Source organism: Pseudoalteromonas sp. 0802 (assembly GCF_013350085.1).
Lineage (GTDB): Bacteria > Pseudomonadota > Gammaproteobacteria > Enterobacterales > Alteromonadaceae > Pseudoalteromonas.
The window spans coordinates 756,734-783,295 of sequence record NZ_JABVXE010000001.1 but is presented as its reverse complement, the minus strand read 5'-3'; the positions used below and the strand labels follow the sequence as shown (position 1 = coordinate 783,295).

27 protein-coding genes are annotated in these 26,562 nt (G+C 41.5%); 12 read left to right on the top strand and 15 right to left on the bottom strand.

The genetic code is table 11. The features are described from left to right. The first annotated feature begins 352 nt into the window (after positions 1–352). Together HUS61_RS03590 and HUS61_RS03585 are read left to right on the top strand one after the other, a co-directional pair. A complete protein-coding gene (locus HUS61_RS03590) occupies positions 353–997 on the top strand; it encodes an alpha/beta hydrolase (protein WP_282658896.1) in 645 nt (214 codons plus the stop codon). Positions 998–999: 2 nt separating this feature from the next. Continuing rightward, positions 1,000–1,824, top strand: coding sequence for an alpha/beta hydrolase (locus HUS61_RS03585; RefSeq protein WP_175082155.1), 825 nt, complete (start codon positions 1,000–1,002; stop codon positions 1,822–1,824). Here the strand turns inward: HUS61_RS03585 and HUS61_RS03580 are convergent. The 4 genes from HUS61_RS03580 to fadE all read right to left on the bottom strand — a co-directional run bounded on the left by HUS61_RS03580 (position 1,821) and on the right by fadE (position 7,662). Further along, entirely contained in the window at positions 1,821–2,300 is a 480-nt protein-coding gene (locus tag HUS61_RS03580; RefSeq protein ID WP_175082156.1) for a YchJ family protein, read from the bottom strand. The two genes, HUS61_RS03585 and HUS61_RS03580, sit on opposite strands and share 4 nt — an antisense overlap. A 40-nt stretch (positions 2,301–2,340) precedes the next feature. After that, positions 2,341–2,778: a SulA-like leucine-rich domain-containing protein gene (locus tag HUS61_RS03575; protein ID WP_054551944.1), complete on the bottom strand. Its 438-nt coding sequence runs from the start codon at positions 2,776–2,778 to the stop codon at positions 2,341–2,343. 302 nt (positions 2,779–3,080) lie between these two features. After that, positions 3,081–5,006 (bottom strand): S9 family peptidase, encoded by a 1,926-nt coding sequence (locus HUS61_RS03570; RefSeq protein WP_175079039.1) that lies wholly within the window; start codon positions 5,004–5,006, stop codon positions 3,081–3,083. A gap of 199 nt (positions 5,007–5,205) precedes the next feature. Next, the gene (gene fadE, locus HUS61_RS03565; protein ID WP_054551597.1) at positions 5,206–7,662 is read right to left on the bottom strand and encodes an acyl-CoA dehydrogenase FadE; all 2,457 of its coding nucleotides are present in this window, start codon (positions 7,660–7,662) and stop codon (positions 5,206–5,208) included. Positions 7,663–7,998: 336 nt separating this feature from the next. On the opposite strand from fadE, the gene HUS61_RS03560 reads away from it, so the two are divergent. Then, complete coding sequence (locus tag HUS61_RS03560; protein WP_054561775.1) at positions 7,999–8,763, top strand: class II glutamine amidotransferase; 765 nt, start codon at positions 7,999–8,001, stop codon at positions 8,761–8,763. Positions 8,764–8,778: 15 nt separating this feature from the next. On the opposite strand, the gene HUS61_RS03555 is transcribed toward HUS61_RS03560, so the two are convergent. The 5 genes from HUS61_RS03555 to cmoA form a co-directional block, all read right to left on the bottom strand. Then, positions 8,779–9,585, bottom strand: a complete 807-nt coding sequence (locus HUS61_RS03555) for a DUF3108 domain-containing protein (protein WP_175079043.1) — start codon at positions 9,583–9,585, stop codon at positions 8,779–8,781. Then, positions 9,530–10,177, bottom strand: a complete 648-nt coding sequence (gene purN / locus HUS61_RS03550) for a phosphoribosylglycinamide formyltransferase (RefSeq protein ID WP_054551594.1) — start codon at positions 10,175–10,177, stop codon at positions 9,530–9,532. Before purN ends, HUS61_RS03555 begins: the two co-directional genes overlap by 56 nt. Then, complete coding sequence (purM, locus tag HUS61_RS03545; protein WP_175082157.1) at positions 10,177–11,229, bottom strand: phosphoribosylformylglycinamidine cyclo-ligase; 1,053 nt, start codon at positions 11,227–11,229, stop codon at positions 10,177–10,179. The genes purN and purM overlap by 1 nt, the downstream gene beginning before the upstream one ends. Before the next feature lie 200 nt (positions 11,230–11,429). Beyond that, positions 11,430–12,398, bottom strand: a complete 969-nt coding sequence (gene cmoB / locus HUS61_RS03540; RefSeq protein WP_054551592.1) for a tRNA 5-methoxyuridine(34)/uridine 5-oxyacetic acid(34) synthase CmoB — start codon at positions 12,396–12,398, stop codon at positions 11,430–11,432. A gap of 27 nt (positions 12,399–12,425) precedes the next feature. Further along, positions 12,426–13,151 carry a carboxy-S-adenosyl-L-methionine synthase CmoA gene (cmoA, locus tag HUS61_RS03535; protein ID WP_058585302.1) on the bottom strand — a complete coding sequence of 242 codons (726 nt, stop codon included), beginning with the start codon at positions 13,149–13,151 and terminating at the stop codon, positions 12,426–12,428. A gap of 118 nt (positions 13,152–13,269) precedes the next feature. Between cmoA and HUS61_RS03530 the strand changes: the two genes are divergently transcribed. Then, entirely contained in the window at positions 13,270–13,950 is a 681-nt protein-coding gene (locus HUS61_RS03530) for a DUF3334 family protein (RefSeq protein ID WP_054561772.1), read from the top strand. A gap of 60 nt (positions 13,951–14,010) precedes the next feature. Here HUS61_RS03530 and HUS61_RS03525 read toward each other — a convergent pair whose 3' ends face one another. Beyond that, positions 14,011–14,505 (bottom strand): hypothetical protein, encoded by a 495-nt coding sequence (locus HUS61_RS03525; protein WP_175086982.1) that lies wholly within the window; start codon positions 14,503–14,505, stop codon positions 14,011–14,013. A gap of 150 nt (positions 14,506–14,655) precedes the next feature. On the opposite strand from HUS61_RS03525, the gene HUS61_RS03520 reads away from it, so the two are divergent. Then, entirely contained in the window at positions 14,656–15,672 is a 1,017-nt protein-coding gene (locus HUS61_RS03520) for a DUF5924 family protein (RefSeq protein WP_175082159.1), read from the top strand. A gap of 120 nt (positions 15,673–15,792) precedes the next feature. On the opposite strand, the gene HUS61_RS03515 is transcribed toward HUS61_RS03520, so the two are convergent. Further along, positions 15,793–16,287 carry a M48 family metallopeptidase gene (locus HUS61_RS03515; protein ID WP_130167071.1) on the bottom strand — a complete coding sequence of 165 codons (495 nt, stop codon included), beginning with the start codon at positions 16,285–16,287 and terminating at the stop codon, positions 15,793–15,795. Between the two features lie 22 nt (positions 16,288–16,309). Then, positions 16,310–17,158, bottom strand: coding sequence for a DUF72 domain-containing protein (locus HUS61_RS03510; RefSeq protein WP_166339428.1), 849 nt, complete (start codon positions 17,156–17,158; stop codon positions 16,310–16,312). A 227-nt stretch (positions 17,159–17,385) separates the two neighbouring features. Between HUS61_RS03510 and aspS the strand changes: the two genes are divergently transcribed. From aspS to HUS61_RS03485, 5 genes are all read left to right on the top strand, one after another. Then, positions 17,386–19,155 carry an aspartate--tRNA ligase gene (gene aspS, locus HUS61_RS03505; RefSeq protein WP_175079050.1) on the top strand — a complete coding sequence of 590 codons (1,770 nt, stop codon included), beginning with the start codon at positions 17,386–17,388 and terminating at the stop codon, positions 19,153–19,155. A gap of 109 nt (positions 19,156–19,264) precedes the next feature. After that, the gene (locus tag HUS61_RS03500) at positions 19,265–19,471 is read left to right on the top strand and encodes a hypothetical protein (RefSeq protein ID WP_058585269.1); all 207 of its coding nucleotides are present in this window, start codon (positions 19,265–19,267) and stop codon (positions 19,469–19,471) included. After that, positions 19,468–20,058: a pentapeptide repeat-containing protein gene (locus HUS61_RS03495; RefSeq protein ID WP_175082160.1), complete on the top strand. Its 591-nt coding sequence runs from the start codon at positions 19,468–19,470 to the stop codon at positions 20,056–20,058. The genes HUS61_RS03500 and HUS61_RS03495 overlap by 4 nt, the downstream gene beginning before the upstream one ends. Positions 20,059–20,089: 31 nt before the next feature. After that, complete coding sequence (locus HUS61_RS03490) at positions 20,090–20,677, top strand: GNAT family N-acetyltransferase (protein WP_175082161.1); 588 nt, start codon at positions 20,090–20,092, stop codon at positions 20,675–20,677. Between the two features lie 28 nt (positions 20,678–20,705). Then, positions 20,706–21,410, top strand: a complete 705-nt coding sequence (locus HUS61_RS03485; RefSeq protein WP_371319664.1) for an alpha/beta hydrolase — start codon at positions 20,706–20,708, stop codon at positions 21,408–21,410. A gap of 7 nt (positions 21,411–21,417) precedes the next feature. On the opposite strand, the gene HUS61_RS03480 is transcribed toward HUS61_RS03485, so the two are convergent. After that, positions 21,418–22,305: an MBL fold metallo-hydrolase gene (locus HUS61_RS03480; protein WP_175082162.1), complete on the bottom strand. Its 888-nt coding sequence runs from the start codon at positions 22,303–22,305 to the stop codon at positions 21,418–21,420. 238 nt (positions 22,306–22,543) lie between these two features. Here HUS61_RS03480 and HUS61_RS03475 point away from each other — a divergent pair, with 238 nt between their 5' ends. Together HUS61_RS03475 and HUS61_RS03470 are read left to right on the top strand one after the other, a co-directional pair. Further along, positions 22,544–23,386, top strand: coding sequence for an isopenicillin N synthase family oxygenase (locus tag HUS61_RS03475; RefSeq protein ID WP_054551580.1), 843 nt, complete (start codon positions 22,544–22,546; stop codon positions 23,384–23,386). A gap of 172 nt (positions 23,387–23,558) precedes the next feature. Then, on the top strand, positions 23,559–25,007 hold the full coding sequence (locus HUS61_RS03470) for a DEAD/DEAH box helicase (protein ID WP_175082163.1): 1,449 nt from the start codon (positions 23,559–23,561) through the stop codon (positions 25,005–25,007). A 52-nt stretch (positions 25,008–25,059) separates the two neighbouring features. Here the strand turns inward: HUS61_RS03470 and HUS61_RS03465 are convergent, their stop codons facing one another. Both HUS61_RS03465 and HUS61_RS03460 read right to left on the bottom strand, forming a co-directional pair. Next, positions 25,060–25,812: a DUF3307 domain-containing protein gene (locus HUS61_RS03465; protein WP_175082164.1), complete on the bottom strand. Its 753-nt coding sequence runs from the start codon at positions 25,810–25,812 to the stop codon at positions 25,060–25,062. After that, positions 25,809–26,423: a hypothetical protein gene (locus HUS61_RS03460; RefSeq protein ID WP_175082165.1), complete on the bottom strand. Its 615-nt coding sequence runs from the start codon at positions 26,421–26,423 to the stop codon at positions 25,809–25,811. The genes HUS61_RS03465 and HUS61_RS03460 overlap by 4 nt, the downstream gene beginning before the upstream one ends. Positions 26,424–26,562: the final 139 nt, after the last annotated feature.

Sequence of the window (26,562 nt, the reverse complement as noted above, 5' to 3'; positions counted from 1 at the left end):
TCTCATGGAAAATGTGAGTCTAACTCAGATTACGAACATACTACGCCTTAGAATTTAATTTTTCAACGTCTAGACGTCTAAAACCTGAAGATATTTTAACTGCTTTTTTACAATACGCCTTTTTATAAATAATTGATAGCGTTGTCATGTGGTTTTTTGTAGTTTAACTATGAAATTCCATGAATTTACCTCAAGTTGAAACTTGCAGTTTAAATCGTGATACAGCTTGCGATTAGTAATTTGATATTTAATTAAAATTACTGAGAGTAGGGTTTAGTTGTTTGCTAAGATATTATTTTTAAGGTGTTATTATCTTCTATTAGGTGTAACGTGATTTTTTAAAGGAATGCTTGTGATACGTACCGTACTTTTACTCTGTGCATGCTGGGTTTTGCCTGTTTGCGCTGGCACTATTTACAGCCAGTTTCCAACAGAGATTGACCCGCATGGTCACTATGTTTTTTATTCACATGGTTTTATCGTCGAAGGGACAAACCCTAAGCCTGCTCACAAAACCTTTGGTGTTTATGACTTTATTGCAGTAAAAGAAGCACTGACAGATGAGAGCTATCATCTAATTGCCTATCACAGGCCAAAAGGTACTGAGCCATTTACGTTTGCGAAAAAACTCGCTGCAGATGTTGAAGCATTGATCAGTGCCGGTGTTGCTGAGTCAAATATTAGTTTGATTGGTTTTTCACGGGGCGGGGCATTATCGATACTGGCAGTCAATGAACTTAAACGCACACATATCAACTTAATTATATTGGCAGGTTGCGCAGGCCTTATAAAAAATCACACATCAGTTAAGGCTTATGGCAAGGTGTATTCTATCTTTGAGCGCTCAGATCAGGTTGGCTCTTGCCAATTTTTAATCGATAGAAGTGACGTAACTAAGTTTGAAGAAATAAGCATTAATACAGGGCTCTCCCATGGCGCATTTTATAAACCAAAAGATGAGTGGCTGTTACCAATTAAGAAGTGGCTAAAGGATTAACTATGCCTTATTTACTGTTAGTTATTGTGATCAGTGTTTTGGGCGTGAGCGATGTAAGCCATGCTGAGCCGTTTACTTTGCCACGTACTAATACTGTGTTACTTAAAGATAAACATACCAAAAACGAATACCCCATTACGATTAAGTTGCCACGCAGCTACCAAAAGCAAAACCAGAAGCGCTACCCAGTTGTTTACCTGTTAGATGCAAACTACAGTTTGCCAATTACCTCTGGTGCTAGTCGCTTTATGATGAATTCGGGGACTATAGAAGAGGTAATTATCGTTGCAGTAGGATATCAAAAAGGTGTATCTGGACTTAATAGCCGTATTTATGACTATACGCCATTTGAAGATAAAAATTGGCAGCGTAAAACTGGCGGAGCAAGTCAGTATCTAAACTACCTAAAACATACTGTATTGCCTTATATTGAGGCCGACTTCAGAACAACCCAAAAAAGTACGTTAGTCGGTAACTCTCTTGGTGGTTTATTTGCGGCTTATACCTTATTCACTGAGCCTTCGCTTTTTTCAAATTATATTATCGGCAGTCCTTCAGTGTGGTTTAAAGAAAACTCAATATTAGCTATGGCTGTAAAACCAGCTGCTAACACAACAAAAGTTTACATCGCAGTAGGAGAACTTGAAGAAAGCGAAGGCGAAAAAATGGTGTCGGGCGCAAGGCAATTAGCAGCTAAAATTACTAAACAAAGCGGCGCGCTGGTTACAACAAATTTATTTGTTATTCCTCAGGCACGCCATGCAACGGCATTCCCAACAACGATTACCCAAGCCTTAGACTGGATTTACCAGGTTAATGATAACTAAAGAGCGTGACACTTTTTATATTTTTTGCCGCTACCACAAGGGCACTCGTCGTTACGGCCAATTTTAATATCTGCAACTGGCGTTATATCACCATCTAGGTAACGCCATAGGCCATCTTCTTTAATAAAACGCGACTTCTCGTGTAACTCACAATACAAGCTTTGATAAAAGTAATTAGCTTTAAATTCTACAAAACCTTCTTGCTCGTTATGTTCAGTATCTAAAACACTTAGCTTGGTAAAACGGCAGCTATTAGCAAAATCTTTAATTTCGCGAACAGGGTTCGCGGCTTGCTGGCTTTGTGCATAAGTACTAAATACATATTTTGCATCTTTTAGCGCGTATGCACTAAAACGAGAACGCATAAGTTGCTCTGGGGTATCAGCTTGGCTTGCACCTGTATGAAAAGGCTGGCAGCAAAGCTCGTAAGTCGATTCGCTGCCACAAGGACAAAGGGAGTGTGTGAGTGATGTCATAACAACTTACCTAAAACTATAAATTGTTATTTTAACAAGCCTATTGTGGCTGCGGTACTAAATTGTTTAATTGAGCGCTTTTTGTAAAACAATAAAATTTTGCAGATGCCTGCTCAAGGTTTAAGTTCATCGAATCAAGTTGATGATTGTTTACAATATCTGTCCATGTGATCACAGCAGCAAAATTACCGTTATGTAATGCTGAACTAAGAACGTATTCAAGATTAACTAAATGTTTTTGTCTGATCACAAGTAGTTTGCTGGTATCAATCGAACACGAATCTAGTAAGGCTTTACTAGGAACATGATCAGGAGCAATTAATAGTGTCCATGCATTTTGGCTATTGTAATGATGCAATACTTTTAATAGCTCAAAAGTTGCTGAAATTTCGTCTTCAATCTGAATTAAATTAACAGACGCTTTATCGTTATCTTGTTGGTAGCTTTTAACTGTTCTTAAGGTAATTGGCTGTAACATAACTTTCACTCACTGGTTGTTTATACAGTATGTGTATACAGTAGTTTATACAGTGTTTTTGCGCAAGTACTTTTTTGCTATTTTTTAACCAATGATTCAGTTTTATTTTAGTCAAAATAATTTAATTGTTATTAAACAGTGGTTTACGGTTTTATTTTGAAGGTTGGAAAAGGTGAAAAATTTACTAGTAAAGATATACAGTATTTTATACAGTACTGTGTAAACTGTTAAATTTTGATTCTATACAGGTGTTTTGCATAAAAAAGCCGGCATAATACCGGCTCTTTATCTTTGCAATTTTGCTACTTATCTAAGTAGGTATTTAAGAACTCAAGGTATGCATTTGAGGCTTTTATGCGGTTTTCTTTTTTAGTAAAACCATGGCCTTCATCATCGAATAATACATATTCAACAGGCACACCATTTGCCTTTACAGCGGCAACAAGTTCATCGCTTTCAACTTGTAAAACGCGTGGGTCGTTAGCACCTTGGATCACCATTAATGGCTTGGTGATGTTTTTAGCATGAAATAGTGGCGAAATGGCACGGTGACGTTCACCGTCTGTCGCTGGGTCGCCCATTTCATCATACAGTGCCTTTTTAAAGCTTTCCCACCATGGTGGAATCGAGTTTAAGGTTCTAACCCAGTTTGTTACACCAAATATATTAATGCCTACTTTGAACTCTTCAGGTTCAAAGGCAAGTGCTGCGGCGGTCATAAAGCCACCATAGCTGCCCCCCATGATGCCAATTTTATCAGCATCAACCCAATCTAGGCTTTGCAGGTGTTTTTTACCGTAAACAATATCTTGTAAATCGTCAGTGCCGTGTTTTTTATCATCTAAATGAAAGAAGGTTTTACCATAGCCTGAGCTGCCACGGTTATTAACTGCAAAAATGGCATAACCATGATTGACTAGATGCTGTTGCATTGCACTATATCCTGTGCGACTTTGGCCGCCAGGACCGCCGTGCACCCAAACTAAAGCTGGTACTTTGTTGTTGCTATTAGCTTGCTTAGGCTTATATAAAACCCCAGGGATCTCTAAACCATCGAAACTTTTAAAGCGCACAATTGTGCTTTCAACCAAGTCATTTTGATCAATTGCATCACTTAATGTGTTGGTTAATTGTTTAGCTTTTGATTCACCGAGTTGCCAAACAAATAGGTTACTTGGTGAGGTATCTGAATTTAAATAAAACGCCATGGTCTTTTCATCAGCTGAAAAGTTCACACCACGTAAATTACCAGCTGGCAGCGATGGCATGGCAATACCTTTACCGGTGGTGGTATCAATTATCGACACTTTAGTGCTTGCGTCAGCATTAACACCGCTTACTTGATAACGGCCAGATTTAGAGAAGTAAATAAAGCTCACATCCCACTCATCTTTGAGGGCAGGGCTGTGCTCGCCAGTCGTTAAGTCATAGCGCCACACTTCTGCAAATTCACCTTTGGCATCGGTTGAGTAATATAATGATTTACTGTCTCTTGAGAAGGTTTCGGGGCCATATTTAGCGTCATCGTCATGACGGGTAATGAGCTCTGGTTTCAGTGTTTTCTTACGCGTATCGAGAATAAATACATCGCTGTCTTTGTTCGAATTGTTTTTCGATAAAGCAATAAAGCGGCCGTCAGGGCTTATCGCACCGACATCTAGCCCCATAGTATTTTGATAAACAGGCGTTACTTCATAGCTGTTAGCATCAACACGATATAGGTCCATAAACTTAGCATCACGCTGATTGCTGGTTATAAAAAAGTGTTTACCGTCTTCTGTGAAGCCTGCAAACCCTGCACGGGTTTCTTCACCTGGCGTAAGATCTTTAACTGTGCCATCTGTTTCGCGAACGTAGATGTGATAACGCTCGTTACCGCCTGAGTCTTTAGTAAATAGTACGCGCTCATCTTTAGGGAAATAAGCCACAGCATAAGTACTGTCTTCAAAGTCTGTTAAGCGGGTTTTTTTGGCGGTTTTTATATCTACTTCATAAAGGCTATAAATGCCGCTTTCGTCACTGCTAACGAGTATTTTGTCGCCTTTCGGTGAAAAGCTGCTGCCCATAATTGAGGTTGTATCAAAAAAGGTTTCAGCATCATACTGTTTAACAGTTTGGCTTTGTTGCACGCTTTCGGTGCTACTTGTTGATGGGGTTGATTGAGAACATCCTGCAAGCGCAAGGCTAAGCGCGCATGCAACGGCAGCTAGTTGAAAACTCGGTTTCATTGTAATTATTCCTTGTTAATTTTTCGTTATCAAGTGTTGCCTGTTCATAATCTAAACGCAAGTTTTACCACTTCGATATTTGTTACAAATCATGTAAATAAATAGGGACAAGGAATGTGCTAGAGGGTTTATAAACAAAAAAACCAGCGCAATTTGCGCTGGTTTGGTTTTTCATAACAATTGGAATTGTTTTGCTAGCTTAAGCAGCGTCGGCTTTTTTATCGCTCTCGCCGCGGGCAACATTACCTGCAACTAAGTCTGCTGGGTCAAAGTCGTCAACGTTAATAACGTCAAGACGGGCTTTTTCAACAGCAGCTAGTTTGTCGGCTTCAGCTTGGCTTAAAATGCCTGCTTCTAGGCCCATTTGCGCTACTTTATCAAGTTGGAAGAAAGGCAGTTTTACGCCTTTTTCACGGCATACCTTGTCAAACAGAGGCTCAACTTCAAGAATGTCTTTAAGCGTTTGCTCTTGACGACCAACAAGGTTAAGTGGCTCGTTTTTAAGGTAAATGTAGTTAGCTAAACGGTTACGAGTTTCGCTTGGTACTTGTAATAAGTGTGCAAGTTTGTGCTCAAGCTTATCAGTAGGCTTACGTACTGGACGACCGAATGGGAATAACATGATTTTTAGCATCGCACGTAGTGGTGCAGATGGCATGTTATTGATTAAGTCAGCGAGTGCACGTTGGCAGTGGTAAAGGTGATCTTGGCAGCTCCATTGAACAAGCGCAAAATCTTCTTTTTTACGGCCTTCGTCGTTGTAACGTTTAAGTGTTGCAGATACAAGGTATAAGTAGCTTAGTAAGTCACCTAAACGTGCAGAGATACGCTCTTTACGTTTTAATGAACCACCAAATACCGCCATGCTGATATCTGACATTAATGCTAATGATGCACTGAAACGTGACGCAACACGATAAAACTCAGCTGTTTCGTCTTTGTACGGTGTACTTGTGAAGCGAGCATTTGTTAATGCTAACCACTTAGTACGAACAAGGTTCGAAATAGTAAAGCCAACGTGACCCATTAATGCTTTATCGAATACTGCTAGCGCTTCTTCGCGGTCTTCAATAGCACAAGCACCTAGCTCAGTTAACACGAATGGATGACAACGAATTGCACCTTGACCATAAATGATCATGTTACGCGTTAAGATATTTGCACCTTCAACGGTAATTGCAATTGGCGCACCTTGGTAACCGCGACCTAAGTAGTTGTTTGGACCAAGCATGATGCCTTTACCACCATGAACATCCATGCCGTGAATAGTCGCTTCACGCATTTGCTCAGTTAAGTGGTATTTGATAATCGCAGAGACAACCGATGGTTTTTCACCAAGGTCAACAGCCCCTGTAGACATGCTAACAGCAGCATCAGAGCTATATGCGTAACCTGCAAGTTTTGCCATTGATTCTTCAACGCCTTCCATTTGACCAATAGGTAAACGGAATTGACGGCGAATACGGCTGTAAGAGCCTGTTGCAAGCGCAATTGTTTTAATGCCACCTGTTGAGTTAGACGGCAATGTGATTGCACGACCAACAGATAAACATTCAACAAGCATACGCCAGCCTTGGCCGGCCATTTTCGGGCCACCAATGATGTAATCAAGTGGTACGAAGATGTCTTTACCGCGAGTAGGACCATTTTGGAATGGAACGTTTAGCGGGAAGTGACGACGGCCAATTTCGACCCCTGGAGTATCTGTAGGGATCAGCGCACAGGTAATACCAGGCTCTTTGTCATCACCTAGTAAACCGTCAGGATCTTGTAGTTTAAATGCAAGACCAAGCACAGTCGCAACTGGAGCAAGAGTAATGTAACGTTTGTTCCACGTTAGGCTAATACCAACAACTTCTTCGCCGTTCCATTGACCTTTACAAACAACACCGTAATCAGGAATTGCACTTGCGTCAGAACCAGCTTCTGGTGATGTTAAAGCAAAACATGGGATCTCTTGACCACTTGCTAAGCGTGGTAAGTAATGATCTTTTTGTTCTTTAGTACCATAGTGCTGAAGCAATTCGCCCGGACCTAATGAGTTAGGTACACCTACGATAGAAGAAAGTAGCGTCGATTTACTGGTTAGCTTTTGCAGTACACATGATTGTGCATAAGCAGAAAACTCTAAACCGCCAAATTCTTTTTTGATGATCATGGCAAAGAATTTATTATCTTTTAGATATTGCCAAACATCTTGCGGTAAATCAGTTAGTTCGTGAGTTGCGTGCCAGTCATCTAGCATGCTACACACTTCTTCAACTGGACCATCAATAAACGCTTGCTCTTCGATAGTCAGTTTAGGTGCTGGGTATTGGTGTAATTTGTTCCAGTCAGGACGACCACAAAATAGATCCGCTTCCCACCACGTAGTACCGGCATCGATTGCTGATTTTTCAGTATCCGACATCGTCGGGGTTACTTTTTTGAAAGCAGCGAAGATAGGTTTAATGATGTATTGTTGACGAACGCCAGTCACAGAAAGTGGCACAGCGATAAGTAAGAATAGTAGCCAACTAATTGCGCCAAACGCGCCAGCAAATGTGCCAACAAGTAAAGTCGCAACGGCAATACCTAAGCAGGTATTCCAGCTTGCTCTGTGGTAACTCGCAATACTAAGCAGCACGAGTAAACCAAGTAAAAATATGAGAGTCATTGATTATTCCTTAATAGAGGTCAGACCACCTCTTTTAGAGTAGCGCTAGAAAAGCGAATTATCAAGAGGGGAACAAGGATTAAAACGGCTTGTTTGGTGAGTTTTATTATTTTAAAAATGGCTATCAGTGCAAAAACATTTACAGCAGGTGAAGAATTGTTGAGTAATTACTTATAATCAGCACCGTGACGGCAGCGATTAGTTGTGAATTGCTCAGATAGTTCTGAAAATCTCAGCATAGCAGTTGCCATCCTTTGCGGTATGTTTAACAATGAGCTCAGGCAGGGATCAGCCCATCATGCCTTCCTTCGATTAGTTTTATAGGTTAAGAGTTCTATGTGTGAGTTGCTTGGCATGTCGGCCAATGTACCAACGGATATTTGTTTCAGTTTTTCAGGATTATTAGAACGCGGTGGTAATACTGGCCCGCATAAAGATGGCTGGGGCATCACTTTTTATGAAGGTAAAGGCTGTCGTACATTTAAAGATCCAGAGCCAAGTTGCCAATCAGAAATTGCCAAACTCGTAAAAGCTTACCCAATAAAAAGTATTTCGGTGATAAGCCATATTCGCCAAGGTAATCGTGGTCGAGTGTGCCTTGAAAATACCCACCCATTTACTCGCGAGTTATGGGGACGCGAAATTACGTATGCTCACAACGGGCAATTATCAAATTATCATGATTTAAAACCAGATTACTATCGACCTGTTGGCAATACCGACAGTGAGCTGGCGTTTTGCTGGCTGCTCGATAAAATTCGCGAAAAATACCCAAAGCGTCCATCAAATATGGCGTCTGTATTTCGCTATGCTGCCAAGCTTGCTCACACATTGCGTGAAAAAGGCGTATTTAATATGCTACTTACCGATGGTGTTTTCGTTTTAGCTTATTGCACCAATAATCTACATTGGATCACACGCCGTGCGCCGTTTGGCAAAGCGACATTAATTGATGCTGATATGGTGGTTGATTTTCAAAAAGAAACCACACCGAACGACGTGGTTACTGTGATTGCAACAAGGCCACTCACCAATGATGAACGCTGGCAGAAAATGGAGCCAGGTGAGTTTGCACTTTTTAAAATGGGCGAAAAGATTTAAATAAAAGGTGAAGCGCTACTCAGGCGCTTCATTACTCACTTCATTATTTGTTACGGCGACTGGCGTGGTCACGGTAAATGAATTAAGTTGCACTTCAAATTGCTCTACGCCTTTTTCACCTTTCCACATACGAACTAGCATGTAGTCCATTTCTGGGGCAAACCAAGCGAGTGCTTGACGCTTGTCGTTATCGTATAAACGTTTTACTTTAATCGCTTCTACATTGCCGATGGGCAATGAAATCATTTCTGTGCCGACAACTTCAAAGTTGTAGTTACGTAAATTGCCTTTTTTATCAACCAGTGGGTAAGATAATTGCGTTTTACCTTGTTTTAGCTCTTCGCGAACTTGCACTTGATAAGACAGTGAATCTTGAAATTCATCTGACCAATCAATTTTAAGAGGATATTTACTTTGGCTGCTTTGAACTTGTTTTTGCGTCGCATCAAATTTCAAGCTGTATTCTTTATCAGGCCCTGTGCCTGAGCGCTCCATGGTGTAACTCATTGGAGAAATTTTCTGATCGTGATAAGTAAACATGGATGTTTCTTTTCGTGAGTCCGAAAAAATCATCCATTCTATTTCACTGTGATAGGTGATCACGTAGTTACCGTCAGCGGCTTTTTTCAGCTCGCGTACTGCTTTACCATGGGTTTCGCCTTTACGAAGTACATCGTATTTGGCTTGGTATTGAGTGAGGTCGCCAGCTAAAACACTGGTAGGAAGTAATAAAGTGCCCACACAAGCGAGTAGGGCACTTAGATTTTTATTCTGGGTAGTGCGCGCCGTGTGCAGGAAGTTTCTTTTCGTCAAAAACTGCATAATCTGCTTCCATCTTGAGTCGTTGTTCACTGAACCACTTGACCACCAATGGATAGATTATATGTTCTTGCTGATGAACACGTTGTGCGAGTGTCTCTGCGGTATCGTTTTCGAGTACCGGAACTTTGGCTTGAAGAACAACGGGGCCGCCGTCTAGCTCTTCTGTGACAAAGTGAACACTAACACCATGAACGTCATCTTTTGCATCTATCGCTCGTTGGTGGGTATTCAGCCCTTGGTACTTAGGCAACAAAGAAGGGTGAATGTTCAACATTTTTCCCTTAAATTTTTGCACTAAGCTAGGTGTAAGAATACGCATAAAACCAGCTAATACAACTAGATTTGGTTCAAAATTGTCAATAATGTCCATTAACTCAGCATCATAGGCCTCGCGCGAGTCAAAATCTTTATGGCTAAGTACACGTGTTTGTATACCTGCATTTTTTGCTCGCTCAAGGCCATAGGCGTCGGCTTTATTACTAATTACAGCGGCGATTTCGGCCTTTATCTCACCACGCGCACACGCGTCGATGATGGCTTGAAGGTTTGAACCGCTACCAGAAATTAATACAACAAGACGACAAGGGGTCATTAGTCACGACCACCTAAAATTTCTACTTGCTCTTCGCCTGCTTTCGCATCTTGGATCTCACCGATATGCCATGCATTTTCGCCAAGATCTTTAAGGATTGTTAAGCTTTGCTCAAGTTTGTCAGCTGGAACAACTAAAACCATGCCTACACCACAGTTGAATGTACGGTACATTTCGTGTGTTGTGATGTTGCCGTTTTCTTGTAACCAGTTGAAAACAATAGGCCATTCCCAGCTATCACCTTTGATTACTGCTTTTGCAGATTCAGGAAGTACGCGCGGGATGTTTTCCCAGAAACCACCACCCGTGATGTGAGATAACGCGTGAACGTCAACCTGCTTGAATAGCTCAAGTAGTTGTTTAACGTAGATACGAGTTGGCTCTAAAAGGTGATCGCCTAGTGTTTTGCCTTCAAGCTCTGCGCTTGTGTCTGCGCCAGATACTTCAAGAACTTTACGAATTAATGAGAAGCCGTTTGAGTGAGGACCACTTGATGCAAGGGCGATTAATTGGTCGCCTGCAGCAACTTTAGTACCGTCGATAATTTTTGATTTTTCTACAACACCAGTACAGAAACCAGCCATGTCGTAGTCTTCGCCGTCGTACATACCTGGCATTTCAGCAGTTTCACCACCGATTAAAGCGCAGCCAGAAAGCTCACAGCCTTTACCAATACCTGTTACAACATCAGCCGCAGTATCTACGTCTAATTTACCAGTTGCATAGTAATCAAGGAAAAATAGTGGCTCTGCACCTTGTACAATAAGGTCGTTTACACACATAGCAACAAGGTCGATACCCACTGTGTCGTGCTTTTTAAGATCGATTGCTAAACGTAGTTTTGTACCAACACCGTCTGTGCCAGCAACCAGTACAGGCTCTTTATAGCCAGTTGGTAGTTCGCAAAGTGCGCCAAAACCACCGATACCGCCCATTACTTCAGGACGTCTGGTTTTTTTAACTACGCCTTTAATACGCTCAACAAGTGCATTACCGGCATCGATATCTACGCCCGCGTCTTTATAGCTAAGAGACTGTTTTTGTTCGCTCACAGGTTTTCCTCAAAAAAGTTGCATGTGGGTTGCTTAGAAACGCGCGTATTTTACAACAATTGCACTGGCGCGGCTAGTTGAAAAATCACTTTAACCGACTTGACAAGGACAGTTGTCCGGTTTTTTGTTTTCAAGTTCCAAGGCAAAAGTATCAGGCAAATGAACTTTTAACCTTGAAACTCGAAACTTCTCACTATTTGTTAAGCTTTCGCTGTTAAAATAGCGCGAAGAGGGGCAGGGTAACCTTCAATGGTTTTGCTGGTGTCATTTGGGTCTAAAAAGTCGACTAATGATTCGTTTTCCATCCACTGGGTTTTACGTTGTTCTTCAAGCGTTGTGATTGCACAGTCTTTAACTTGTACATCTTTAAAGCCAACGCGCTCCATCCATAGTTTTAATGCCGCGGTGCTTGGGATAAACCATACATTACGCATTTTCGCATAGCGGTCAGTTGGCACTAAAACTGTGTGCTCATCACCTTCAACAACCAGTGTTTCAAGGACTAACTCACCCCCTGGGCGAAGCTGTGCTTTTAATTGCGCTAAAAAGTCGATAGGCGAACGACGATGATATAAAACACCCATTGAAAATACCGTATCGAATGCTTTTAGCTCTGGCAGAGCTTCAACACCTAACGGCAATAAATGCACGTTTTCATCTTGGTGATAATGCTTTATCGCTTGGAATTGGCATAAGAACAAATCGGATGGATCAATGCCCACTACAAAATTAGCGCCTTCACCGCGCATGCGCCACAAGTGATAACCTGAGCCACAGCCAATATCAAGCACAGTGCGACCTTTTAACGGTTCGATATGAGGCAGTAAACGATCCCATTTCCAATCACTGCGCCACTCAGTATCAATTTCGATACCGTGCAAGCTAAATGGCCCTTTACGCCATGGCATCATGCGCTTTAATAAATGCGTTAACTGTTTTTGCTGACCTTCAGATAGCTCATCACCGGTGCCAATTTGTACTTTATCCTGAAGATTCACATGGTTTGTGCTTACCTCAGGTAAGTTTTTCAGCACTTTTTGCCATTTCGGTAAATCACCGTGGCTGGCTTCTAGTTCCCAGTGCTTTAATTGACCTGGCAAAGTTTCGAGCCAGTGGCTAAGCGGGCTTTGTGCAATCGCAGCGTAAAATTGGTTAAACCATTGAGACATGAAATACTCTTTATATCGTTGTGATGATTACTTGATTGCAATCATCGAGCAGAAGTTAAAACATTGATACCACACTTGCGTTTGGCTAAAACCAATTTCACTTAATCGGTTTAAGTGGGTAGATAAATGATCAGGGCGCATGACATTTTCGATAGCCGTACGCTTTTGGCTGATCTCAAGCTCTGAATAGCCGTTGTGACGTTTGAAATCATGGTGTAAATCAATGAGCAAATTATCGCATTGCTCATTTTCACCTCTAATTTTTTCGCTCAGCAGCAAAACACCGCCTGGTTTTAAATTTGCGTAAATCTTTTCAAGCACCGCTTGGCGCTTTTCAGGTGGAATAAACTGTAGTGTAAAGTTCATTGCGACCACAGAGGCATTCTCGATAGCTAAATCGTTGATATCACCTAGTGTAACTGTGACTGGTACTTCAGAGCGAAAACCTTGTAAATGTAATTTACAGCGCTCAACCATCGCTTCTGAATTATCAACAGCAATGATATTACAGTTATCAGTGCGAATATTGCGGCGCATACTTAACGTTACAGCACCAAGAGAACAGCCTAAGTCGTATAGGTTTGAATTGCTTTGCGCGTACTCGCCAGCCAGCTTACCCATGGTGCTAACAATAGTTGCATAACCAGGCACCGAGCGCTGGATCATATCAGGGAAAACTTCTACTACATGTTGGTCAAAGCTAAAGTCTTTAACCGCTTGCTCAGTGGCATAAATACTGTCTTTTTGCGTCACGTGAACAGTCTCTTTAAAAAATAATACCGCTATTTTAGCATTTTTAACTGGATAGTCAGTGATAAATTCAGTAGCTTGGCTAGAATTATCAATAACAAGTACAAAAAAGAGAAGTTTAATGACAAAAAGCAAAGTGATCAGTACAGAAGATATCTTATCAACTCTGTGTCATTCAGTGACTGGAGTTCTGTCTTCAGCAAGCGGTAACAGTATTAGTTATTCTGCCATGGTTCAAAAAATCACCCGCACCTGTATGCGCCCAGATATTGGCTGTTTTGTATTGTTCGATGGTGGCTTTACCGGTCTTGTGGTAACAAACTTCACAGCGCAAGCAGCCATGGAAATTTACCATGACTATATGCGTAACATGGGTATGCCTGAGGACGAAATTGCACAAAGCCATTTATCAGATGATGTGGCAAACGTACTCGGCGAGCTGATGAACCAAATCGTTGGTGACTTTACGTCAAAAGTACGCGACCAGCTGCATACTTCTATCACGCAAAACCAACCTAAGATGATGGCGATTAACAAGCAGGTGCAAATCTCTGTTGATACCACCATGGATAGGCCACAAGCACGCCGTGTGACATTCACTACTGCGAAGCAAAATATCTTCTATCTAGAGCTTGCGATGGATAAAACTGAATTTATCAAACTACATGATTTTGATATTTCAGAAGCCGTTGACCCAGATGACATCATCGAAAATGAAGCTAAACAAAAAGCTGAAAAGCAAAAAGCATCATCACAAGCAGACGATGCAGATGATGATTTTATGGCAGAACTTGGTTTGTAACCCAACGACTTGAGTTGTCAGCCATCAGCTTTCAGCTGTCAGATAAAATAGAGGCGCGGGTCAGACCGCGCTTTTTTGTGCTTTAGAGCAATTGATAACATCTTTGTCAGGGATCCCAATTAACATAATAGTCTCATCGTCTATTTTTTTGATTTTCGATTTAACTGTCACTGATGGCCCTCGAGTGAAGCTTTTAACAGACTCTGGTGAAAATAAATTTAGATCGTCTTTGATTAAATTTGTTTTATGGGTTTTAGAATTAAAGCTGATCATGATATCACCCTCGAAATCCATTTTTTCTGAGGATTCAACAGAGATAACAGAGACCAAATCAGGGTTTTGTTTAAAATAAAATTTAAAAAAGCTTTTTGAATATGAGTTTAAATCTTTAATTGAAGTAGTTATGTGGCTATCAACTTCTAGTATTGCATCGTTTGGTAATACTGATTTCATTTTGCAAGACCATTCACCATTTAAAAAACTATAATCTTCAAATGCGTTTGCAGTTGTACACTTAGAAATTAATAAAAGTATTATCAATACTCTATATAACATTCCATTTTTTCCTTTTAGAAAATACTCTATGCTTGTTCACTTCATCTAAATACCTTACAGCTTATAGCTTTGAACTTAAAGCTCGTTTAAAGCTTACATTCATCCAATTTATGCTTTACTCATAAAGCCTTAAATGGATTTGATGATTGCATGAATTACTTAAAAAACTTCATAACTAAATTTGTTTTCATGATGCAGAAGCGGCCGGGGTTGATGGCGGTGTTGGCTTTTTGCAGTGGTGTAGCAAGCTATGTCTTTGTTGAGAGAAAAGAGTCGTTTTCGCAGCTTATCTCTATTTTATTATTAGTCACTTGGTTGTGGTTGTTAATAGATAACTGGCTAAGAGATAAAGTAGAGGAGCGTTTTGGTGTGGCAGTGTCGCCCAACGTGATGCGCTTTGCGCTGCAAGTTGTGCAGCAAGAAAGTTTGTTTTTTGCTTTACCATTTTTCTTAGCGGTTACTACTTGGGACCATGGCCAGGCCGCGTTTACCGCTTTAATTATACTTTGTGCGTTCGTTTCTGTTGTTGATCCTCTCTATTATAAAAAGCTTGCAAGGCACAGTATCTGGTTTAGTGTGTTTCATAGCTTTTCTTTGTTTGTCGTGCTGTCGGTTACCTTGCCTATTTTATTAAAGTTAACGACCAGCCAAAGTTTTGAAATTGCACTAATAACAGCTGTTATTTTAACGGTCCCCAGTCTTGGCAATTTGATGCCCAATGCTAAATGGTGGCGTTTCCCGTTGTTGGGGTTATTGCTTTGTTCATTAGGTGCCGGGCTTTGGCAATTACGTAGTTTTGTGCCACCTGCAGCACTGCGTTTAACCGATATGAGTATGTCATATCAGTTAGATGCACAAGCTCGTAAACCGCTTTCGCCAATAACAGAACTCACTGAGCAGAGCTTACATGAAAACGGTCTATATAGTTTTAGTGCGGTAAAAGCCCCGCGAGGTTTAAATGAAAAAATCTTCCACGTTTGGGTGCATAATCGAAAAGAAGTTGACCGTATAGCCTTGGATATTTCTGGTGGTCGTAAAGAGGGCTATCGAGCGTGGAGCCATAAAACGAATTTCCCTGCAAATGCAGCAGGGAAATGGGTCGTTAAAGTGGTTACCGAGTCTGGGCAGCTGATAGGGCAAAGAAGGTTTGAGGTTTCGGAAGTTTAGCTGTCAGCTTTCAGCCGTCAGTTTTTAGCTGATCGAGATGGGGGATAGTTATTAGTGTTTTTGAACAACAAGAGCTTAACATTCATTCCCCAGGTTTTATGTTTTTGGTAGCTGATAGCTTTAGTACGGATTTTTCCCTTCACCTACCAGCACACTGAATATTCTTAAATCCAGTTCTAGTTGATGGTATTGCGGCTCCATGTGGCAGCATAGTTGATAGAAGGCTTTGTTGTGGTCTTTTTCCTTAAAATGAGCTAGCTCGTGTACGACGAGTGCTTTGAGAAGTGGCTCAGGAGCGCGAAGCAGGTCGCTATTAATGGCAAGATCGTGTTTTCGGGTTTTACCTTGCATACGAAAAGTATGGGTCCCTAAGGCATTTGTGACCATATCGCCTTGTTTTTTGAACGCAGCACGGCCAAAAGGCAGGGCATTTTTAAGGTAGCGCTTTTTCAGCTCAGTGGCGTAATTGTATAAAGCTTTATCGCTGGTAATGCTATGCGCATCAGGGTATTTGCCTTTAAGGTATTTTGCGGCTCTGTCACCATTAAATAGCTGTAACACTTGCTCAATGATATGGGGCGGGTAACCTTGAAAATAACGGCTGTAATCTTTCATATTTTCTCTGATAAATCGGGCGCTAAAATAAACTACTTTGGCTTGCTTCGCGTTCACCCATAAAAGGCGCAAGCACGGGGTGATTGTAACCTAAATCTTGGCAAAACTGTCTTGCTAAAAGTGGTGACTGGCGATTATCTGCGGTATGAAAAAACAAATAGGGTGATTTTCCTTCATCAAGCCATTGCTTTACTTTTTTCAGCCATGGCTGGTAATACGACTTGTATTCATGTTCAAGACTGGCAATCACAAAGCGCAGCATAGGCTGATTTCCTGTTGCAATGGCATGCACAGGTAAATAAGGCTTTTTCTTTTGCGCATCAATGAGTGCATCGGTATCGGCGGGTACAGCAAATAAAGCGCGGGTATCCATACTGATACGGTCTATATTATTTTCAATTAATAGCTGATTTAAACGAATTTCAGCATCATCTTTATTAAAAAAGCCGGGGTGACGTACTTCTACACCGTAACTAAGTTGTTTGGGGAGTTGTGCAATAAAATTAGCAAGAAGGGGTAGAGCATCTGGTCCAAAGGCGCGGGGTAGCTGCAACATAATTTGCCCCGTTTTAGCAAAAATTGGCTCAAATAAGTTTAGCCACGCATTAAGCTCACTAGTTATATTCGTCAGCTGTAATTCGTGACTAAAACGCCGATGAAACTTAAAAGTAAATTTAAAGTCTTCGGGTACCGCATCATGCCAGCGTAATAATGACTCGTGACTCGGATCAGCATAAAAACTGGTGTTGCCTTCGACTGAGTTAAAGCATTGCGCATACTCACTGAGCATGTCGGCGCTTTTACAGTGACTAGAGAGCAAATTTCCTTTCCATGCGGTGCTAGACCACTGCGGACAACCTAAATACAGCATTAAATCAACCAATAAATTTAAACTTTAGCTAGTGTATCAAAAGAAATGTTTGCTCAGAAGTCGAGGTATATATTTAGCCCCCGACAGGCACTGCTGGCACTCGCATTTTGCGATGGTTTGGGTATAATGCTCTGCCTTAAATGATTACTTTGTATAGTGGCTTTTGCTCTCAAAATAGCGAACTCTTAAGAGCAGGCGGCTATAAGTCTTTAACTGACAGGAATACTATGCGCTCTATATATTGCGGACAGCTAAATAAATCTCACGTAGATCAAGAAGTTGAACTATGTGGTTGGATCAACAAACGCCGTGACCTTGGTGGCCTTATCTTCGTCGATTTACGTGACAGAGAAGGTTTAGTACAAGTTGTTTTTGATCCTGAAGTAGAAGGATTAATGGATACTGCGAATAAACTACGTCAAGAGTTTTGTGTGCAGTTAAAAGGTGTTGTTCGCGCACGCCCTGATAGCCAAGTAAATAAAGACATGGCAACAGGTGAAGTTGAAATTTTAGGCACAAGCTTAACTATCATCAACCGTTCAGAGCCATTACCACTTGACTTTAATCAGCAAAACTCTGAAGAGCGCCGCTTAAAATACCGTTACCTTGATTTACGTCGTCTTGAAATGAGCGACCGTATCAAACTTCGTGCAAAAGCGAGCAGCTTTGTACGTCGTTTCTTAGATGACAATGGTTTCTTAGATATCGAAACACCGGTACTAACAAAAGCAACACCTGAAGGTGCGCGTGACTACTTAGTACCTAGCCGAGTTCACAAGGGTAGCTTCTACGCTTTACCTCAGTCACCACAGTTATTTAAACAATTATTAATGATGTCGGGCTTTGACCGTTACTATCAAATTGTTAAATGTTTCCGTGACGAAGACTTACGTGCTGACCGTCAGCCAGAATTCACACAAATCGATTTAGAGACGTCATTCATGAGCTCAGATGAAGTGCGTGCAATGACTGAGAAAATGATCCGCGAAATGTGGCAATCATTATTAGACGTTGACTTAGGCGACTTCCCAGTAATGCCATACAGCGAAGCAATGAGTTTATATGGTTCTGATAAACCAGACCTACGTAACCCAATGCAACTTGTAGACGTTGCTGATTTAGTGAAAGACGTTGAGTTTAAGGTATTCTCTGGTCCTGCTAATGACGAAAAAGGCCGTGTTGCTGTATTAACTGTACCAGGCGGTGCTGAGCTTTCTCGTAAACAAATCGACGATTACACTAAATTCATCGGTATCTATGGCGCGAAAGGTCTAGCATGGATGAAAGTGAACGACCGTGCAGCGGGCGTTGAAGGTGTTCAATCACCAATCGCTAAGTTCTTAAACGAAGAAGTGATCAACCAATTACTTGAGCGTACTAACGCACAATCTGGCGACATCATTTTATTTGGTGCTGACAAGCGCAACGTTGTAAACGAAGCAATGGGTGCGCTACGTCTTAAGATTGGTGTTGATTTAGGCATTACTGATCTTGATAGCTGGAAACCATTATGGGTTGTTGATTTCCCTATGTTCGAAGAAGACGACGAAGGTACATTGCATGCGGTTCACCACCCATTCACTGCACCGAAAGGTATTTCTCCTCAAGAGCTTGAAGCAAACCCAGCTGGTGCACTATCAGATGCATACGACATGGTATTAAACGGCTACGAAGTTGGTGGTGGTTCGGTACGTATTCACAATGCAGAAATGCAAGAAACAGCATTCAGAATCTTAGGTATCGAAGCGCAAGAGCAACAAGACAAGTTTGGTTTCTTACTTGACGCACTTAAATACGGTACGCCACCGCATGCAGGTCTTGCGTTTGGTCTTGACCGCTTAGTTATGTTGTTATGCGGTACTGATAACATTCGTGACGTTATTGCTTTCCCTAAAACAACTCAAGCATCATGTTTATTAACAGATGCACCAAGCAAAGCAAATGCAGATGCATTAACTGAGCTTGCAATTGATGTTATAGCGAAAGACGCTGAATAATTCATAATAACCTGAATTATAAGACTTAATGAATAATAACCCTAAGGTGTATGCCTTAGGGTTTTTTTGTGTTTAAATAAATATTTAGTATGTTCTTCAAGGAAAGAGTATGAATATCAATGCAACTTTAATCGGCCAAATAATTGTTATTTTAATCCCTGTGTTTGCCGCTATCAGCTATTACTTAGGTAAGCGCAAAACCTCAACACCAATCGTGGTGGCCGTTATTGGTGGGTTACTAGCGCTAATTCCATTGTTTGGTCTTATTTTTATTGCAGTACTTGCGCTTAAACAAGATATTGAGACCACCGCGTGATCGCAAGCCATTCGCTTTATTTTGAACACACCTTTGAAGCAAACCTTGCAGGGCAAACATTTTCGCATTGCGAATTTGAGCAATGTGAATTTATCGACTGTGACTTTAGCAATAGTCAGTTTGAAAACTGTCGGTTCATAGAGTACGAGTTTAAAAACTGTAATTTAGCTGCCCTTGGACTTAGATACACCTCGCTTGAAGAAGTAAGCTTTAAACAGTGTAAATTAACCAGCGTGCGCTTTACTGATGTTGATTGGCCGCTACTCGCCAACCGTGCTCCAGTGAGTTTTGTTGGTTGTGAACTTAGCCACAGCAGCTTTTTTGAACTTAGTTTAAAAGCTTTAAAAATGCGTAGCTGTTTTGCCAAAAATGTTGATTTTAGACATGCAGATTTATCTTCAGCTGATTTTACTGATACGGACTTTCGTGACAGCTTGTTCCAACAAACCAACCTCAGTAAGGCTAACTTTATTGGCGCTAGCCACTTTGCTATTGATATAACTGCTAACAATATCAGTAAGGCCAAATTTGAACGTTATGCTGCTTTGGATTTATTAGCAGGGCTCGATATAGAGCTGGTGGATTAAATATTATTGCTACTTAAGGTTAAGAAAAGTTATGGATTTAAGTCCCATCACCTTAGAAGGTCAATTTGTTAAATTAGTGCCGTTAACGCTTGAGCACCGTGATGCTTTAGTTAGCGCCGCTTCAGATGGAAAGCTTTGGGAGCTTTGGTTTACCTCAGTGCCCAATGAAGAACGCGTTGACGATTATTTAAGTATGGCGTTTGAACAACAGTCACTTGGTCGCGCAATACCATTTGCTGTTATCGATAAACACACCGATGAGGTGATAGGCTCAACTCGCTTTTGTAATATCGACAATAAAAACCGCCGTTTAGAAATTGGCTATACCTGGTATGCCAAGCGTTTTCAGCGTACTGGGGTTAATACTGATTGTAAAAAACTGCTGCTGAGTTATGCATTTGAAACACTTAATGTGATTGCCGTTGAGTTTCGTACTCATTGGCATAACCAGGCTTCGCGCAATGCCATTGCTCGCTTAGGAGCGAAACAAGATGGGGTGCTTCGAAATCACCAAATAATGGCCGATGGATGCATACGCGACACCGTGGTGTTTTCAATTATTGATGGTGAATGGCCTATGGTTAAACGTAGCTTAGAATTCAAATTAGAGCAGTTATAGTATGTTAAATATTAAAAAGGCGGCGCTAATGCTCGCGTTAACCCTTAGCGGGCAAACAGCCTTTGCAAATCAAACAGAGACACTGTTTGATACTGAGCGGGCACGCCATATTCCGGTGACCATTACAGCAGCCGATAGCAAATGCACGATAAAGACAAAATGCCCCGTGGCGTTTATTGGGGCAGGCTATGGTATGGCACATACAGACTATCAATTTGCCCAGCAGGCCTTTCATCAGAATGGTTATTTAACGGTTGAAGTTGCTCATGAGTTAAAAGGTGATCCGAGTTTAAACCCAGAGCCACCATACATGACCACACGCATGGAAAACTGGCACCGTGGTGTACAAACCCTTGAGTTTTTAGCCGTAGAACTTGCAAAGCGTTATCCTGCGTATGACTTTAATCAGCTCACTTTATTTGGTCACTCAAATGGAGGTGATATTGCAGCATTATATGCCGCTATTTATCCCGCTAAGGTGTCTAAGCTGATCACCCTTGATCATCGCCGTATGCTGATCCCGCGAAACAAAAATATTGCTGTACTGACACTACGCGGTTGCGATTACCCAGCAGATGACAACGTATTGCTAACGCCGCAAGAGCTCGCTGTATACCCAGTGACGCAAATTAAGCTTAAAGATTCGCGTCATAACGACATGTATGATGGTGGCCCAAAAGCGCTTGTAGCGCGTATGAGTAAAGAACTTAACGCGTTTTTATCCCGCTATTGATGCTCAGTTAAAACTGAGCATCAATGTCGCTGCGAAAATTAAAATAGCCCATCTCGACAAGGTTGTTATACACACCCTCAATATTCAGTGGTAGCCATTGCTGGTACATTTTTAAATGGCTGTATTGAGGCAAGCTTATTTCTTTTTGTAAGGTCGCAAGGTTCTTACCTTTTAACATGCCATCGCGCACGGCAGTATGTAAGTCTTGAATATAGTGTAAATAAGAGACAACATCATCGCGGTTGCCAGTATCTGCATGGCCACCTATAAATGCAGCAAATTCTGGCTCATTTAACACCGCTTTGGTTGAATGCAGCATGCCGTTAATATCGTAACCAATCAGGTTTTTATATGGCATGCGGCCGAGCACAACCCAATCAACAACATAAAGTACATTGGCAGGCATAAAACGCATACTGACATTGCCGCGGCCATTATTGGGCCCATAATATTTCAGCTGCACGTAACTATCACCTAAATCGACTTTGAGTGTATCGGTAAATGTAAGATCAGGCAGGGCAGTAGGCACTTTATTTAATTTAAGGTCCTCAGCTGCAAATTGATGAGCGACGACCGTGGTGTTGTTATCGATTAGCTCATTACCGCCCATTGCATGGTCAACATGGCTATGGCTGTACAACATGTACTTGATATCGGCGTTAAAGGTTTTCTTGATGTAGCTTTTTAAGTATTTTGCGGCATCGCTATTAATAGGATCAGTCACTAAGGCCAGGTTATCAACAATCATAAAAGCGCTATGGTAATGGCCAGCACTAAATCGATATACGTTGTCTTTAATATTTTCGATTTTATAGTTGGCTTGTTCTGCACAGATGGCCTGATTGGTTACGAGTATCAGCACACTGAAAAGTAAGATTTGCAGATTTTTGAACATTAGCGATCCTTGTGCGTTGAAACGTGTCTAATTAACCATATCAAAGTTTAGGTAATAGTACATATTATACTACTTAAGGGCTTATTTGATCTGTATCAAAGTAAAGGAGCTAAGCAAGGTGGGGCGGACATAAGTCCTTATGTTTTTGCCTGTGTTTCTCTATCCTCGCGAAGCGCTATAATGAAGAAATGCTATGCTTAGCACAGACTTCTAGAACCTTATTCACTGGAAAAGACAAATGCAACATTTACCTACCGTTGATTATAAAGCGAGCGATGCGGCCGCTCAATTTGTTGAGTCACTAAGAAACACAGGTTTCGGTGTATTAAAAAATCACCCAATTCCTCAGTCATTAGTTGAGTCTATTTACAAAAATTGGCAAGAATTTTTTAATTCTGAGCAAAAGCACGAGTTTTTATTTTCAAAAGAAACACAAGATGGTTACTTCCCACCATCAGTGTCAGAAGTTGCAAAAGGCTTTACCGTTAAAGATATTAAAGAGTACTACCACGTCTATCCAAAAGGCCGTGTTCCAGCACAGCTAGAAGAAGAAATTCGTGAGTACTACCGTTTAGCAAATGAGTTTGCAGCAACATTATTAAGCTGGGTTCAAGCTGAGGCACCAGAAGAGGTGCGTGCTAAGTTCTCTATCGACCTTAAAGATATGATTGCTAACTCTGAGCAAACACTCCTGCGTATTCTTCATTACCCACCAATGACAGGTGATGAAGAGCCAGGTGCTATCCGTGCAGCAGCGCATGGCGACATCAACTTATTAACTGTATTACCTGCGGCAAATGAGCCAGGTTTACAAGTACAAAAAACAGATGGCGGTTGGTTAGACGTACCATGTGATTTTGGTAACCTGATCATCAATATTGGTGACATGCTACAAGAAGCGTCAGGTGGTTACTTCCCATCAACGATTCACCGTGTGATCAACCCAACGGGTAAAGCGTCAACGAAATCACGTATTTCGTTACCATTATTCTTACACCCGCGTCCTGATGTTGTGCTTTCTGAGCGCTACACAGCAGACAGCTACTTACAAGAGCGTTTACGCGAACTTGGTGTTAAGTAAAGATTGAGTATGAGAACAAAGCGGCATTAGAGCCGCTTTTTTTATGCCTAAAATTAGTCTGCTAAGTTCAGCATTAAGTGTTAGTTTGAAAATAATTCCATGCATTATTGACTATCCTAGGTATAATGCGCGCACTTCGCCGAATCGGCTGAATTTTTTAAAGAGAGATAGTATGAGTTTTGATGGGTTAGGTTTATCACCAGCTTTAGTAAATGCAGTTTTAGAAAAGGGCTATGAAGCACCTACGCCTATTCAATCACAAGCTATCCCTGCGATCATTGAAGGCCGCGATGTTATGGCCGCAGCGCAAACTGGCACAGGTAAAACAGCAGGTTTTACGCTGCCGTTAATTGAGCGTTTGTCAAAAGGCCCTAAAGCGGGTGGCAACAAAGTACGTGCATTAGTATTGGCACCAACCCGTGAGCTGGCTTTACAAGTAAGCGAAAATGTTGAGCAATACGCTAGGCATTCAAATGTTAGCTCATTTGTTGTTTATGGCGGCGTTAAAATTAATCCGCAAATGATGCGCCTTCGTAAAGGTGTTGATATTTTAGTTGCCACACCTGGTCGTTTATTAGACCTACACAATCAAAATGCTGTTAAGTTTGATGATTTAGAAGTGCTGATCCTTGATGAAGCCGACCGTATGCTTGATATGGGCTTTATTCATGACATCAAACGTATCATTGCTAAATTGCCTGCTAAACGTCAAAACCTGATGTTCTCAGCGACTTTCTCTGATGAAATTCGTGAACTTGCAAAAGGGCTCATTAACGACCCCGTTGAAATTTCAGTCGCGGCAAAAAACACCACAGCTAAAACGGTTGCTCAATCTGTTTATGCGGTAGATAAATCACGCAAAACAGCATTACTTAGCCATTTGATCCGTACCAATGATTGGCAACAAGTATTAGTATTTTGCCGTACCAAGCATGGTGCAAACCGTTTAGTTAAGCAGCTTGAACGCGATGATATTGTGGGTGCTGCCATTCACGGTAATAAATCGCAAGGCGCTCGCGTTAAGGCACTCGAAGGCTTTAAATCGGGTGAAGTGCGCGTATTAGTGGCAACCGATATCGTTGCTCGTGGCCTAGATATTGTTGAGCTACCTCACGTTGTTAACTACGATTTACCGAATATTTATGAAGATTACGTTCACCGTATTGGCCGTACAGGCCGAGCGGGTGCATCGGGTCATGCTATATCGTTTGTAACAGCAGATGATGCCGACGATTTATATGGTATTGAGCGCTTTATTGGTGAGCTTATTCCGCGTGCAACCGAAGCAGGTTTTGAGCCAAGCAAACCAGTTGCTGAAAAGCCACTAGATACGCGTCCAATCAAGCCGAAAAAACCAAAGAAACCGAAAAAGCCAAAAGCACCAGCTCAAGATGGTCAAGGTGCAGCAAAACCTGCACAAAAGCCAAAACCTAAATCGCAAAAGCGTCCTTCACAAGGTAAGTGGCAGGGTAAGGGTAAAGAGCAAGGCCAAAACCAAAAAGGCGCTAACAACGGGAATAAATCAAATAACACTAAACCAGCAGGTAATAAACCTGCGGGTAATCGTCAGCGTGTATCGGGGCCATCTCGCCCAAGACGTAAACCCGCTGCGGATAGTTAATAACAGTTAAAACAAAAAACGCGCAATTGCGCGTTTTTGTTTTTCTAAGCGATTAAACGAGTTTAATGCAATATAAGGTGGCGACACCAATAAAGAGTGTTACGGTGACACTTAACAAAGTGCCCAGCATGACATATTCAGTGAGTTGTTTTTCGCTACTTTCTTTTAAATCACCAAATCGGAAGATAGACTTGGCCGCTAGCAGAAAGCCCACGCCGCCGTATTCACCTAGCAAGATAAAGCTCAACATCAACACTCGTTCGAGCAAGCCAATAAAATGCCCCGCAGCAGGAATACTACCTTCATTGTTTATCTGAATATTGATTTTCTCTAGCATCATGCGAATAAACACAGAGCTTGGGTTGAGCACCAACAAATAAGCTGCAATAACAAACAAGGTATCGAGGGCAATCAGCTTTTGCCACGCTAAGCTATAAAATTCATTCTTATCACTAAGCCAAACGCTTAGCATTACAATCACAACAAGATGCGCCAACTGGTCGAGTAAAAACGGCACTACGCCTTTATTTGAATACGACTTAGCCAAGTCAATGACATAGTGGCTTAGCATAATCGCAACCGTTGCTATCAATACACGAGAGGACTCGTGCCAGCCGTATGTGTATTCCCACAGTGTGAGTACAGCTAAAGAGGTCACACCATGTGTCAATACGTGCAAATAGAGCTTACTGGCACGAAAGTGACGGTTGTTTCTATCGTGCACCCAGCTCATTGGCTGCCAATAGAAGTCTGCAAGTAAGTGGCCCAGTACTAACGCGGTGAGTAATAGAGCAAAACTGGTCATAACAATCCTTTGAGTGTGGTTTGGCTGTAATTTATAAAGCGCTCGATAAGTTGATAATGGGCTAGGTTGAGTAACTTAGTGACATTCTCTCGGCTTGTATTTAGCTCTTTGGCAAGCTCTGCATGGCTGTTGTTCTCGGCGGTTAAATAATAAAACAGGGCATTAGCCTGCTTTTGACTCATTTTTTCAAGCAGGACTTCGACAAGCGCAATATTAAGCGCAAAGCCTTCTTCAAGGGGGTTATTTTCAATATTTAACACTAAGCGTTGCTGGCCGATGTTATCTAAACCACGGCCAGATAATGTATAAGCACTGCCTGTGGCTGTTTTTATATCGGCGCGTGGGTTGTCGAGTGAGCCAATAGCCAAGCTTTGTCGCAGCTCATAATTGGCTGCCTTCATTTGCAAATACAACAAGATGGCAGCATGACATACCAGCTCAGGCTCTGTTAGCTGTACTTGCAATGCATCGCCACGGTAAATGGTAAAGCTTGCGTTAAAGCGCTTAGCAACAAAGCGTAAGCTTTGATCAAGCTGATAAAGCATGGCGTCGTATTCTTGTTGTGGAATTTTTTGTGATTTAATTAAATCACCGCTGATCACCGCAATCATTATGATCCCTTAGATTAAGTAACTTAATTTAGTTACATCGCGATAAGTAACCAAATTTGGTTACTTTGTTTTATGTAACCAATTTAGGTTACTTTTTCGTAAATATCAACCTAGATATGCTACAGTGGACACAAATCAC

Excerpts from the sequence above, each read along its gene's own strand:
- HUS61_RS03585 (WP_175082155.1), top strand. The coding sequence starts at position 1,000 with ATGCCTTATTTACTGTTAGTTATTGTGATCAGTGTTTTGGGCGTGAGC.
- HUS61_RS03580 (WP_175082156.1), bottom strand. The coding sequence starts at position 2,300 with ATGACATCACTCACACACTCCCTTTGTCCTTGTGGCAGCGAATCGACT.
- HUS61_RS03575 (WP_054551944.1), bottom strand. The coding sequence starts at position 2,778 with ATGTTACAGCCAATTACCTTAAGAACAGTTAAAAGCTACCAACAAGAT.
- HUS61_RS03570 (WP_175079039.1), bottom strand. The coding sequence starts at position 5,006 with ATGAAACCGAGTTTTCAACTAGCTGCCGTTGCATGCGCGCTTAGCCTT.
- fadE (WP_054551597.1), bottom strand. The coding sequence starts at position 7,662 with ATGACTCTCATATTTTTACTTGGTTTACTCGTGCTGCTTAGTATTGCG.
- HUS61_RS03560 (WP_054561775.1), top strand. The coding sequence starts at position 7,999 with ATGTGTGAGTTGCTTGGCATGTCGGCCAATGTACCAACGGATATTTGT.
- HUS61_RS03555 (WP_175079043.1), bottom strand. The coding sequence starts at position 9,585 with ATGCAGTTTTTGACGAAAAGAAACTTCCTGCACACGGCGCGCACTACC.
- purN (WP_054551594.1), bottom strand. The coding sequence starts at position 10,177 with ATGACCCCTTGTCGTCTTGTTGTATTAATTTCTGGTAGCGGTTCAAAC.
- cmoB (WP_054551592.1), bottom strand. The coding sequence starts at position 12,398 with ATGTCTCAATGGTTTAACCAATTTTACGCTGCGATTGCACAAAGCCCG.
- HUS61_RS03530 (WP_054561772.1), top strand. The coding sequence starts at position 13,270 with ATGACAAAAAGCAAAGTGATCAGTACAGAAGATATCTTATCAACTCTG.
- HUS61_RS03525 (WP_175086982.1), bottom strand. The coding sequence starts at position 14,505 with ATGTTATATAGAGTATTGATAATACTTTTATTAATTTCTAAGTGTACA.
- HUS61_RS03520 (WP_175082159.1), top strand. The coding sequence starts at position 14,656 with ATGAATTACTTAAAAAACTTCATAACTAAATTTGTTTTCATGATGCAG.
- HUS61_RS03515 (WP_130167071.1), bottom strand. The coding sequence starts at position 16,287 with ATGAAAGATTACAGCCGTTATTTTCAAGGTTACCCGCCCCATATCATT.
- HUS61_RS03510 (WP_166339428.1), bottom strand. The coding sequence starts at position 17,158 with ATGCTGTATTTAGGTTGTCCGCAGTGGTCTAGCACCGCATGGAAAGGA.
- aspS (WP_175079050.1), top strand. The coding sequence starts at position 17,386 with ATGCGCTCTATATATTGCGGACAGCTAAATAAATCTCACGTAGATCAA.
- HUS61_RS03500 (WP_058585269.1), top strand. The coding sequence starts at position 19,265 with ATGAATATCAATGCAACTTTAATCGGCCAAATAATTGTTATTTTAATC.
- HUS61_RS03490 (WP_175082161.1), top strand. The coding sequence starts at position 20,090 with ATGGATTTAAGTCCCATCACCTTAGAAGGTCAATTTGTTAAATTAGTG.
- HUS61_RS03485 (WP_371319664.1), top strand. The coding sequence starts at position 20,706 with ATGCTCGCGTTAACCCTTAGCGGGCAAACAGCCTTTGCAAATCAAACA.
- HUS61_RS03480 (WP_175082162.1), bottom strand. The coding sequence starts at position 22,305 with ATGTTCAAAAATCTGCAAATCTTACTTTTCAGTGTGCTGATACTCGTA.
- HUS61_RS03475 (WP_054551580.1), top strand. The coding sequence starts at position 22,544 with ATGCAACATTTACCTACCGTTGATTATAAAGCGAGCGATGCGGCCGCT.
- HUS61_RS03470 (WP_175082163.1), top strand. The coding sequence starts at position 23,559 with ATGAGTTTTGATGGGTTAGGTTTATCACCAGCTTTAGTAAATGCAGTT.
- HUS61_RS03465 (WP_175082164.1), bottom strand. The coding sequence starts at position 25,812 with ATGACCAGTTTTGCTCTATTACTCACCGCGTTAGTACTGGGCCACTTA.
- HUS61_RS03460 (WP_175082165.1), bottom strand. The coding sequence starts at position 26,423 with ATGATTGCGGTGATCAGCGGTGATTTAATTAAATCACAAAAAATTCCA.